Genomic DNA, 10,663 nt, shown 5'->3' on the forward strand with positions numbered 1-10,663 from the left:
TTTCAGGTGTCCGGGGTTGCCGGCTTCGCCGGGCAAACAAAAAAGCGCTGCATACATGCAGCGCTTTTCGGCGTTATCTGGCGTTCGAATCACCCCTTTAAGGTTGCGTCCATAGTTATGTCAGCATTTAATACTTTAGAAACAGGGCAGTTCGCTTTAGCTGTTTCAGCAGCTTCTTGAAAAGCAGCGTCATCGGCACCGCTTACGCTGGCAACAACGTCCAAATGAATGCTGGAAATATCGAAACCATCTGCGCTTTGTGAAAGCGTTACGCGCGCATTGGTATCAATAGCATCAGCGGTAAAGCCTTTCTCTCCAAGAATCATCGAAAGCGCCATTGAGAAACAGCTTGCATGGGCAGCGCCAATTAACTCTTCCGGGGTGGTGCCGGGTGCTCCTTCAAAGCGCTGTTTGAACGAATAGCCAGCATCCAATGCTCCACTTTCCGTCGCCACATTGCCCTGGCCATCTTTGAGTCCACCTTCCCAACGTGCGCTTGCTTTACTATCCATTCCGTTCTCCTTTCCTCTGATAGTTAGCGTCATCTCGTTTTAGGACGCAGTCACTGCGCCCGCCAACTCAATCAGCGTAGCTGATTCTGGCGCCGCTGCCGAATTTACTCGATCAACATGTCTATACTACTTCTTAGCTGTTATACGCTATTCGCTTTCCAACGCTTTATCGTTAAGCTGAGCAGCACTATGGCACTCACCACACCTATGGTCGCCGCAATGAATCTAAGGACACATCATGTCATCGGCTGATGCGCTGCGTTTGGTTTTGCTCTCCTCCCTATGGGGACTATCGTTTATTTTTATGCGTGTCGCCGCGCCGGAATTTGGTGCTATTCCGCTAGTGTTAGTCAGGATGGGAGTTGGTGCTTTGCTCTTGGTGCCGCTGCTCCTGAGCCTGCGCTACCTGCGGCTGATCTGGCAGCACAAAGGACCGTTACTCCTGCTGGGTGTGATGAATCATGTGCTGCCTTTCTCATTGTTGGCGTTAGCGACAACACGTTTAGAGGCGGGGTTTACCTCGCTGATAAACGCCACCACACCGATTTTCACGGCCCTACTAGGCGCCGCCTTTTTTGCCACCCCCATCCAACGTCAGCAGTACATTGGTCTCGCACTAGCGCTACTGGGTGTGTATGTGCTGTCTGCTGACCGGCTAGACTTCACTCTAGGCGGCGACGGCTGGTTTATTGTTGCGGTACTCGGTGCCACGTTTTGCTACGGACTTGCTGGTAACTACTCGAAAACACGCTTGAGTCATCTACCCAGCCGCGTGTTGGCGGCTGGTAGTAGCGCGATGTCAGCCCTGGTGTTACTGGTACCTGGTTTGCTGCTCTGGCCTAGCGAGCCTGTCAGCGTGCTCGCCTGGGGTAACGCCCTGGCGCTGGCGATGCTAAGCACCACATTAGCCTTCCTACTTTATTTCAGCCTATTAGCGAGTGCAGGGGCCACGGCCACCTCAACTGTCACCTTTTTGGTCCCTGTCAGCGCACTGCTATGGGGATACTTGCTACTTAATGAGACGCTGAGTCTTCAAGTGGTGGCTGGCATGGTCATTACCCTAGCAGGCACCGCCATTGCTACCGGACTATTAAGGCTTAGGTCGCGCGGCGCGTTGGCACCACCTCATCCCCCACACGAATAGTGCTACCTTGCCCGGTAGTTAGCGTGGCGTTTTGGCCAAAATGCGCGCCTTTAAGATGAGGCTGAGTGTTCAGGGAAAGCAGCGTTTTTAGTGGTTCTGCCTGTTCCGGCACGGTGCCGGTTTGCTGGTCCACCGTGGTAATTTTGCAGCGCTGGCAGGGTTTGCGAAGCGTCAGCTCATAGCCACTCTGGCCCGCGAGTGTGGCCCACTGGTCTTCCGCCCAGGCATCATCACAATCGACCACAATATTCGGCCGAAAACGGTTCATCGGCACAGAGGATTGCCCATTGGCAACAAGCGCTTGATTCAAGGCATCCAGAGAGCCGGTGGTGGTTATCAGGAAAGGGTAGCCATCAGAAAAGTAGGTATGGGCCTCGCCTCCCGCCAGAAAATCTTCTTCAACAGAACGCGTAAACTCGGTAGCAAAGCGCACTAAGCTAATGCCTTGCGCTTGCTCGCCCAATGCCGCCACAAGCCAGTGCGATACATCCTCGCTTTCTGGCACTGCTTTGCAGTGGTCGTTCCACACTTTTACCAGGCGCAAATTACCTTGGGGGTCTTCAAGGGGAATCGCGATCGGGTCTACCTTCGGGTGAGATAGTACCAATGCCTGATCGGTTAACTCGACCGCGATGGTGGCAAGCTGTGGTAGCTGGCGCTGAGTAACAAAACGCTGCTGGGCATCCACCAGCATCCAGCGGCGATCCCAGGCTAACCCATGGCCATGGAGTTCACTTTGGGTAACGTTAATTCCCTTTAAGGATTTAACCGGGTAGACAATGAGTTGGGTAATATTCACGGCGGTCTCATGCTCTCTATAGCGATTTTTTAATGGCTTTTTTAATGACCAATCTTTAATTAACAGCCTATCGAGTTTACTGGCTCGCCGCTAGCCACCCTGAAGCTAAAGTGTTTTACCCGCCTCAATTCGATACCCCAAATCCATTACTTGGTGTTCAGGCGCTTCGCCACGAATACGCGACAATAGCGTTTTTGCAGCGGCTTCCCCAATGGCTTGCCGAGGTGTAATAACGCTAGCAAGGCGCGGACTCATCGCCTGGCCGACATCGTGACCATGAAACCCAGCAATCGCCATCTGTTCGGGGACATTAATGCCATGGCGCAAACACTCAAAGTAAGCCCCAACCGCAACATCGTCATTGGTACAGAAAACACCATCGGCACTAGGGTGATCTCGTTGAATTTCCTGCATGAGCGCCGCCCCGACGCTGTAGGAAGAGCGCTGACTGCTCTGCAGCGTTATCGGCGTTAACCCTTGCTCTTCCATAGCTTGGCGATAGCCTTGCTCACGCTGGCGTGTCCGCTCATCCAGACGCACAGCCAGATAAATCACCTGACGCCTGCCACGGCGAATCATCTCACTGACCATATCGTAAGCGGCCTGCACGTTATCGTACCCCACCGCCTGCTGTAGTGGCGGGCGACGGGTATCCATAATTTCCACAATAGGAATACCGGCTGTCTCCAACATTCGCAGGCTACGCGGCGTGTGATCGCGGTCAGACAAGATGACGCCATCCACATTATAAGAGAGCAGCGAGGCCAAACTGCGTTCTTCAAGCTCAGGGCTGTAACCGTAGTGAGACAGCATTAAGTGATAACCGGCAGGCTCGGTGTACGCTTCGATACCGACAATGACATCAGCAAATACCTGGTTGGTCAGCGATGGTACCAACACGCCGATAGAGTGGCTGGTAGCCCGAGAAAGCAGGTCTGGTGCCCGATTGGGAATATAGCCAATCTGTTCAGCAACACTGAAAATACGTTCGCGAAGTCCTTCTGATACCGTATCAGGGTCTCGCAAGCAGCGACTGACGGTCATTTTTGTCGCATCAACGCGATCAGCAATATCTTGTAATGTCGGGCGTTTTTTCTTCAATGGCGTCACTGACTGTTCTGTTAAGTGCGTAAGTCTGTTAAGTACGTAAGCCTACTAAATACAGGTCTGTAAAATGCGCAGGAGCCATACCATAGCGAATAGTACGGCCCCTCGCCTATCCCATCCTTTAGCCTAATGAACGCGTAGCGTAGGCGCTAGCGCCGCCGTAAAGTGCTCGACAATCTCGCTAGGCGATAGCGCAATGGAGACGGTCATCGCTTCATCACTGCTTGGCGGCTCTAAATCGGCGAGCTGGCTTGCCAGCATATTATCACCTTTAAAGAAGTGCCCTGCCCTGGTTGCTAACCGTTCACGCAGAAGCGCATGGCTTCCTTCTAGATATAAAACATGCAGCGCAGGGTCACCTTCGCGCAGGCGATCCCGATAGCGTTTTTTAAGGCCGGAACAGGCGATGACCACGGACGCATTGCGCGCTTTATGAGCCGCGAACAAGTCAGCAAGCGTTGCCAGCCAGTCACGACGATCGTTGTCATTGAGTGGCGTGCCGCTGGCCATTTTCGCCACATTAGCCGGTGAATGATGGTCGTCACCGTCAATAAACGTTGCGCCCAGCGCTGCTGCTAACTGCTGTCCGATATGCGACTTCCCTGATCCAGAAACGCCCATGACAAGAATACGATGTGATGGCTTATTCACTCGATGCTCCTATCAATTGCCGCGCACGGCGGTGAGGTCAGGCAGCCAAGTAACGATGCCAGGGAACGCAATCAGCACCACCAGAACAACGATCAAGGCGGCGTAGTAAGGCAGCATGGCTTTTACCAGGGACTCCATAGACACCTTGCCGACACCACACCCAACGTACAGACAGGTACCAACCGGCGGGGTTAACAACCCAATGCCTAAAATAAAGGCCATTAGAACGCCAAAGTAAGCGGCATCAACACCCACCGATGTCACGATCGGTGCAAGCATTGGCGCCATAATCACCATGGCTGGCGTTAGGTCCATTACAAACCCCACTAACAGCAGTAGCCCCGCCACGATCAGCAGCAGCAAAAACGGCTCCTGGGTAATCGCCTGTACTTGGCGCACTAAGGTTTGTGGAACCATGTTAATGGTTAGAAACCACGCAATAACGGTGGCAAAAGCCAACAACATCATCACCATGCCAGTGAGCCTTGCGGTGCGAATTAACATACCGCCCAACTCGCTGAGCTTAAATTCACGGTATACCAGCAAAGAAATGAACAGCGAGTAAAGCAAAGCAGCCACAGCGGCTTCAGTGGCAGTAAACACGCCGCCAATAATGCCGCCAATAACGATCACAGGGAGCACCAGCGCTAACCAGGCATCCTTAAACGCTTTCCACAACCGATCCCAGCGGAATTGGCGAACGCCGCCACCCTGCTTGCTCGCCAGAATAAAGGTGGTCACCATGAGCGCGGCGCCAATTAACAGGCCAGGCACAATCCCCGCGATAAACAGACGACTGATCGACGTCTCGGTAACAATGCCATATAAAATAAGCGGTATAGACGGTGGAATAATAATGCCGATCACCGACGACACGGTGTTAATCGCCGTGGCATTTGCGGCGGTGTAACCTTGCTGTTTCATCGATGGGATCATCATTGCGCCAGTCGCTGCGGTATCCGCCACCGCCGAGCCGCTAATCCCGCCAAAAAACATCGAACCGGTAATCGCTACCTGACCAAGTCCGCCGCGCATAAAGCCAACTAAGGCGCCAGCAAGCTCCATCAAGCGTCGTGCAATACCACCATTACTCATCACTTCGCCGACGAGAATAAAGAAGGGGATCGCCAGCAGCGGGAAGCTATTTACGCCACGAATTGACTGCTCAATCATAATCGATAGCGGGATATCAGACAGCACCGCCATGACTAAGGCTGCTACCCCTAGGCCAAACGCAATCGGCAATCCAATCACAATAGACGCCAATAATATGGCTAGAAAAATCCACAGCATGATTAACGCTCCCCTGGTAAGTCATCCGATTGGCGATGTGGTTGACGGATAACCCCCACGCTGACCCACATACGCCAGAGCGATACCGCCGCGATAAAAATAACGCACAACACCAACGACAGGCTGACCAAGCTTAGCGGTACGCCCATGATCGCGGAGCGTCCACTTGAGCGCGTGAGCACTTGATAACCGCCCCAAATCATCACTAGCATCAGCCCACTAATAATCAGGTGTTGTAAGCAATAGAGCATGTGCGCGACACGCAACGGCAAACGTCTCACCAGCGCATCGACAGCAATATGCTCATAGCGTGAAAACGCCGCCGCTGCGCCGATAAAGACCAGCCAAATAAACAGCATGCGCGCCAGCTCATCGACCCAAGGCAGTGAATGATTGAACACAGAGCGGCCAACGACATTACTGGAAACCGCGACAATCAGCGCCGCCAAAATAGCGCCAATCAAATACTCCATAGCGAGTGTTAACCAGCGGAACAGCGCAGGCCCCTGGCGAGCCTCAGTATCAATTTCAAGCAGCTTGCGATTAGGGTCGTTCAAATAAACCGACGGATCTTCCAACGTTGGTGCTGTAGAGGTCACCACGTTTGGGGGAGTAGAGGAGGTAGTCATAAGAACTCCGAGGGGCACTGACAAGTCGGGCAGGCGTGTGGGCCTGCCCGATGGTGCGCTATACGTAGCAGATTAGTGGCTGCTGTCTTCGACGATTTGCTGGATTTCAGCGATCAGATCTTCACCGATACGCGGCGCCCACTCTTCATAAACAGGCTGCACGGCGTCTTGGAAAGCGGCTAACTGCCCATCATCTAAGCGGGTAATTTGCATACCGCGTGCTTCTAACTGATCACGCGACCAGTCGTCATACTCGGCAGAAAGTTGGATTTCGTACTCAGCCGACTGTCGGGCGGCTTCCTGCACCAGCGCTTGGTACTCAGGTGCCATGCGATTCCAGGTACGCTCGGAAAGCATCATGATAAATGGCGTATAAACATGGCGTGTTTCGGTGCCGTAATCCTGCACTTCATTGAAGTTAGAGGTAAGGATGGTACTCCACGGGTTTTCCTGACCGTCTACAACGCCTTGCTCAAGCGCCGAAAATAGCTCGCCGAAGGCCATTGGTGTTGGGTTGGCACCTAACGCTTCCCAAATTGCCAGGTGAACCGGGTTTTGCATAGTGCGTACGCTCAGGCCGCGAACATCCAGGCCAGCCACATCTTCTGGTGATTCTACAGGGCGTGCACTGTTAGACAGCTGGCGATAGCCGTTTTCAGAGAACGTCAGCGCTTTTAAGCCTGTACCCTCGAACGCATCCAGCATTCCCTGAGCCACGTCACTCTGCATAACAGCCACTGCGGCTTCTCGGCTCGGTAGTAGGAACGGCAAATCAAATGCTGACAGTGCCTCCACGTACCCAGTCGTTGCAGAGCTTGAAGGATAGGTCATATCCAAGGTGCCGGTTTGCAGCATTTCCATCATTTGGACATCGTCGCCCAATTGGCTGTTGGGAAAAACATTGACCGTAATACGACCATCGGTACGCTGCTCAAGAATTTCACCGAAGTACTGGCTAGAGAGAAACTGCGGCGATGTTTCGGACAGGCCAATGCCCATACGCAAGGTGTGACTGCCGTGGTCAGCCACTACGTCGCCTTCAATCGCGGGCGGATCAGAAAGTTCAGGGCCTTGAGCATGTGCCATGCCAAAAGTCAGAGTGGTCGCGCCGACCAGAGTAAGCGTGCTGCGCCAAATCGTTGTCATGACGTTATCTCCAGAATAGTCGTTGTTGTTGGTTGGCTATTTACCGAAAGGCTATCGAATCGTATCGGCCATCAGGTTTGCAGTTTATGTTCCAACAAATTGTTACCGGTAACATCCGATACGTGAAGGCTAGCTATCGCAACACGCGGTGTCAAAACAAAACGACCAACTTACGACCAACGTCTAGGGATAGCTACTCACTTCCCCGCGCGCTACATTACGCGTTATGCACCCTGTCCTGGAGTCGACATGCCAGCGCTAGACCCTTGTAGCGAATTAGAGCTAGATCACCAGCTCTGCTTTGCGCTGTATTCAACATCATTGATGATGACCAAAGTTTATAAACCTCTGCTCAAAGAGCTGGGGCTCACTTACCCGCAATACCTCGCCATGCTGGTACTGTGGCAAGAAGATGGCCTAACAGTAGGTACCCTAAGCAAACGCTTACTTACAGATCCTGGCTCGTTAACGCCGCTACTAAAGCGACTTGAAAGTGATCAGCTACTTATCCGGCAGCGTAGCCTGCAAGATGAACGTGTCGTCGAGTTATTCCTGACCGATAAAGGCCGCTCGCTTCGTGAACAGGCGCGCCATATTCCCAGCTGTGTGGTCAACGCCAGCGAAAAGTCGGTTGAAGCACTCAACCAACTGAAAGAGGATTTAGTCCAACTGCGCGAAAACTTACTTAAGGTCAAGTAACCCGCTGAACGTTGTGGCCGGGTAGGCAATTTATTCACCCATTCACTTGCGCGCAAAATAAAGCTGCACTAAATTAAAACCCCAAACACACGTTTGGCTCATAACAGCCATGCCCATAACAACTATGTCCATAACAACCAAGTTTAGGAAATAACCTATGTCTATTGAAACTGTTGCTTACCGCGCACATGCTCACGCCACTGGCGGCCGCGAGGGCTATGCTAAGTCCTCTGACGGCGCGCTGGATGTTCAGCTCAGCACACCCAAAGAGCTAGGTGGCGCCGGCGGTGCAGGCACTAACCCCGAACAGCTGTTTGCTGCAGGCTACTCTGCTTGCTTTCTAGGTGCTCTTAAGCACGTCGCCAGTCAGGAAAAAGTTAAACTGTCCGACGATACCCAGATCGATGGCAGTGTCGGTATTGGCGCCATTCCTACCGGTTTCGGCATTGAAGTTGAGCTAAAAATTAGCTTGCCTGGTTTGGAAAAAGACGTTGCCCAAGCACTGGTCGATAAAGCCCATATTGTGTGCCCCTACTCCAACGCTACCCGCGGAAATATCGATGTCACTCTGACGCTGGTTTAATTACCTAGCGCCCAAGCCACCGCTTTGCTTGCGTGCAGGGCGGTGGTGTCATAAAGCGGTATCTGGGTGTGTTTCTGCTCAACCAACAGCGCTATCTCGGTACAACCTAGAATGATCGCCTCGGCGCCCTGCTGGTGTAGCGACGTCATAATATCCAGATAACGCTCACGCGATGAGGCGTGGATATGGCCATGGCATAGCTCGTCGAAAATGACCTGGTGCACCTCAGCACGTTCTTGTTCATTCGGAATGACGACATCAATCCCAAAGCGCTCTTTTAAGCGCGCCTTGTAAAAGTCCTGCTCCATCGTGAAACGGGTGCCTATCAACCCAACCCGAGTCACGCCATCACTCTGACATTTTTCCCCGGTAGCATCGGCGATGTGCAAAAAGGGAATCTGAATAGCGGCTTCAATCGCAGGCGCGACGTTGTGCATGGTATTGGTGGCCAGCAGTAAACATTCTGCCCCAGCCTCTTCAATACGTTTGGCAGCGCTTGCGAGTAACTGGCCAGCAGTTTGCCAATCGCCCTGTTGTTGCAGGGTTTCTATTTCAGCAAAATCAACACTTACCATCACAATCTGCGCTGAGTGAAAACCGCCAAGAGCCTGATTAATCCCTTGGTTTAGCGCCTGATAATAGCTTTGTGTCGACTCCCAGCTCATACCGCCTAATACGCCAATAGTCCGCATCACATTTCTCCATGGTAAATAACTATTTATTATCAGACTAACAACCCACTATCCTTGTACCCACATTTTAAGGCCCCATAACGCCTTAGTAGCCGCAACATTTCGGGTGAGTCGCCGCACCGCCCTTTTTTATTGTAGGAATAGCGAGGACATCATGAGCGACAACACGACCTATACGCCACCGCGGGTTTGGAAATGGGAACCTGGTAACGGTGGAAAATTCGCTAACATCAATCGCCCCGTTGCTGGTGCGACCCACGAGAAAGTATTACCCGTGGGTAAGCATCCGCTACAGCTTTACTCTCTGGCAACCCCCAACGGCGTGAAAGTCACCGTAATGCTTGAAGAGCTGCTGGAACAGGGTATTAAACAAGCGGAATACGATGCTCACCTGATACAAATTGGCGAAGGTGATCAGTTTGGCAGCGGCTTTGTTGAGGTAAACCCCAACTCTAAGATTCCAGCGCTAATGGATCACAGCACCACTCCGCCCCAGCGGGTCTTTGAGTCAGGTGCGATTCTGCTTTATTTAGCTGAGAAATTTGCTGCGTTCTTACCCAACGACCCAGCGAAGCGGACCGAGTGCCTATCCTGGTTATTTTGGCAAATGGGCAGCGCGCCCATGCTGGGTGGCGGCTTTGGTCACTTTTATGCTTACGCACCAGAAAAATACCAGTACCCGATTGATCGCTATACCATGGAAGTGAAACGTCAGTTGGATGTATTGGATCGTCACTTAGCAGATAACCGTTTTATGGCGGGTGATGAGTACACCATCGCAGATATGGCGATTCACCCATGGTACGGCGCACTGGTAAAAAACCGCGTGTATGAAGCCGCTGAGTTTTTAGAAGCTCATACCTATCAGAACGTCTTACGCTGGACCGATGAGATTGACGCACGCCCAGCCGTTCAACGTGGCCGAATGGTTAACCGCACCTGGGGAGAGCCTGGCGAACAGCTCCACGAGCGTCACGATGCCAGTGATTTTGATCACAAGACCGAAGATAAACGTTAAACCAAGGACAACTGTGAACCGGTAAGGCGGCCGCATTGGCTAACGATCGCTAAGGATGGCGATTTACCGTGTTCCACTATCGCTCTTTACTGCATTATCGATCCTGATTGAGTTAGCGATTTTTACTTCATTATTCATAGTGTGTCTGACAGAGGCAGTCCATGTTTGATCCAAAATACGCCCAGCTGATATTTTCTTTCTTAATGGCACTGTTTATGTCGTGCATTATGTCGCTGGTGATTACGCTCTACAATGTCGGCTTCATCGAGGGCATTATCTTTGTTTGGTTGAAGGCATGGCTATTTGCTTTTGCGGTTGCTCTACCGGTAATTAACCTAGTATCTCCTACCTGAATCCGTGAGACCGGCCCCCGGAAGCACTTCTAACCCA

The 10,663-nt window shown here is 52.2% G+C and carries 13 protein-coding genes; 5 read left to right on the plus strand and 8 right to left on the minus strand.

The features are described from left to right. Positions 1-89: 89 nt before the first annotated feature. Positions 90-512 (minus strand): OsmC family protein, encoded by a 423-nt coding sequence (locus INT19_RS08820; RefSeq protein ID WP_038482328.1) that lies wholly within the window; start codon positions 510-512, stop codon positions 90-92. Between the two features lie 238 nt (positions 513-750). Here INT19_RS08820 and INT19_RS08825 point away from each other — a divergent pair, with 238 nt between their 5' ends. Beyond that, on the plus strand, positions 751-1,656 hold the full coding sequence (locus INT19_RS08825) for a DMT family transporter (RefSeq protein ID WP_193060481.1): 906 nt from the start codon (positions 751-753) through the stop codon (positions 1,654-1,656). On the opposite strand, the gene INT19_RS08830 is transcribed toward INT19_RS08825, so the two are convergent. From INT19_RS08830 to INT19_RS08855, 6 genes are all read right to left on the minus strand, one after another. Continuing rightward, positions 1,610-2,455: an MOSC domain-containing protein gene (locus tag INT19_RS08830; protein WP_193060482.1), complete on the minus strand. Its 846-nt coding sequence runs from the start codon at positions 2,453-2,455 to the stop codon at positions 1,610-1,612. The two genes, INT19_RS08825 and INT19_RS08830, sit on opposite strands and share 47 nt — an antisense overlap. 105 nt (positions 2,456-2,560) lie before the next feature. Beyond that, positions 2,561-3,556, minus strand: coding sequence for a gluconate operon transcriptional repressor GntR (gene gntR / locus INT19_RS08835; RefSeq protein WP_193060489.1), 996 nt, complete (start codon positions 3,554-3,556; stop codon positions 2,561-2,563). A 132-nt stretch (positions 3,557-3,688) separates the two neighbouring features. Next, positions 3,689-4,213, minus strand: a complete 525-nt coding sequence (locus INT19_RS08840; protein WP_089038802.1) for a gluconokinase — start codon at positions 4,211-4,213, stop codon at positions 3,689-3,691. A gap of 12 nt (positions 4,214-4,225) precedes the next feature. Next, positions 4,226-5,506 carry a TRAP transporter large permease gene (locus INT19_RS08845; RefSeq protein ID WP_089038803.1) on the minus strand — a complete coding sequence of 427 codons (1,281 nt, stop codon included), beginning with the start codon at positions 5,504-5,506 and terminating at the stop codon, positions 4,226-4,228. A 2-nt stretch (positions 5,507-5,508) separates the two neighbouring features. Beyond that, positions 5,509-6,135 (minus strand): TRAP transporter small permease, encoded by a 627-nt coding sequence (locus INT19_RS08850; protein WP_193060483.1) that lies wholly within the window; start codon positions 6,133-6,135, stop codon positions 5,509-5,511. A 72-nt stretch (positions 6,136-6,207) separates the two neighbouring features. After that, entirely contained in the window at positions 6,208-7,281 is a 1,074-nt protein-coding gene (locus INT19_RS08855) for a TRAP transporter substrate-binding protein (RefSeq protein ID WP_193060484.1), read from the minus strand. A gap of 249 nt (positions 7,282-7,530) precedes the next feature. Between INT19_RS08855 and INT19_RS08860 the strand changes: the two genes are divergently transcribed. Continuing rightward, positions 7,531-7,980: a MarR family winged helix-turn-helix transcriptional regulator gene (locus tag INT19_RS08860; protein WP_089038806.1), complete on the plus strand. Its 450-nt coding sequence runs from the start codon at positions 7,531-7,533 to the stop codon at positions 7,978-7,980. 157 nt (positions 7,981-8,137) lie between these two features. After that, positions 8,138-8,563, plus strand: a complete 426-nt coding sequence (locus tag INT19_RS08865; RefSeq protein WP_193060485.1) for an organic hydroperoxide resistance protein — start codon at positions 8,138-8,140, stop codon at positions 8,561-8,563. On the opposite strand, the gene INT19_RS08870 is transcribed toward INT19_RS08865, so the two are convergent. After that, positions 8,560-9,255, minus strand: a complete 696-nt coding sequence (locus INT19_RS08870; RefSeq protein WP_193060486.1) for an aspartate/glutamate racemase family protein — start codon at positions 9,253-9,255, stop codon at positions 8,560-8,562. The genes INT19_RS08865 and INT19_RS08870 overlap by 4 nt on opposite strands. A 154-nt stretch (positions 9,256-9,409) precedes the next feature. Between INT19_RS08870 and yghU the strand changes: the two genes are divergently transcribed. Then, positions 9,410-10,273: a glutathione-dependent disulfide-bond oxidoreductase gene (gene yghU / locus INT19_RS08875; RefSeq protein WP_193060487.1), complete on the plus strand. Its 864-nt coding sequence runs from the start codon at positions 9,410-9,412 to the stop codon at positions 10,271-10,273. Between the two features lie 161 nt (positions 10,274-10,434). Next, positions 10,435-10,626 carry a DUF2798 domain-containing protein gene (locus INT19_RS08880; protein WP_193060488.1) on the plus strand — a complete coding sequence of 64 codons (192 nt, stop codon included), beginning with the start codon at positions 10,435-10,437 and terminating at the stop codon, positions 10,624-10,626. Positions 10,627-10,663: the final 37 nt, after the last annotated feature.

Origin of the sequence: Halomonas sp. 3A7M (assembly GCF_014897875.1) — a bacterium.
Lineage (GTDB): Bacteria > Pseudomonadota > Gammaproteobacteria > Pseudomonadales > Halomonadaceae > Vreelandella.

Excerpts from the sequence above, each read along its gene's own strand:
- INT19_RS08845 (WP_089038803.1), bottom strand. The coding sequence starts at position 5,506 with ATGCTGTGGATTTTTCTAGCCATATTATTGGCGTCTATTGTGATTGGA.
- INT19_RS08850 (WP_193060483.1), bottom strand. The coding sequence starts at position 6,135 with ATGACTACCTCCTCTACTCCCCCAAACGTGGTGACCTCTACAGCACCA.
- INT19_RS08880 (WP_193060488.1), top strand. The coding sequence starts at position 10,435 with ATGTTTGATCCAAAATACGCCCAGCTGATATTTTCTTTCTTAATGGCA.
- INT19_RS08820 (WP_038482328.1), bottom strand. The coding sequence starts at position 512 with ATGGATAGTAAAGCAAGCGCACGTTGGGAAGGTGGACTCAAAGATGGC.
- INT19_RS08870 (WP_193060486.1), bottom strand. The coding sequence starts at position 9,255 with ATGCGGACTATTGGCGTATTAGGCGGTATGAGCTGGGAGTCGACACAA.
- INT19_RS08865 (WP_193060485.1), top strand. The coding sequence starts at position 8,138 with ATGTCTATTGAAACTGTTGCTTACCGCGCACATGCTCACGCCACTGGC.
- INT19_RS08855 (WP_193060484.1), bottom strand. The coding sequence starts at position 7,281 with ATGACAACGATTTGGCGCAGCACGCTTACTCTGGTCGGCGCGACCACT.
- INT19_RS08825 (WP_193060481.1), top strand. The coding sequence starts at position 751 with ATGTCATCGGCTGATGCGCTGCGTTTGGTTTTGCTCTCCTCCCTATGG.
- yghU (WP_193060487.1), top strand. The coding sequence starts at position 9,410 with ATGAGCGACAACACGACCTATACGCCACCGCGGGTTTGGAAATGGGAA.
- INT19_RS08860 (WP_089038806.1), top strand. The coding sequence starts at position 7,531 with ATGCCAGCGCTAGACCCTTGTAGCGAATTAGAGCTAGATCACCAGCTC.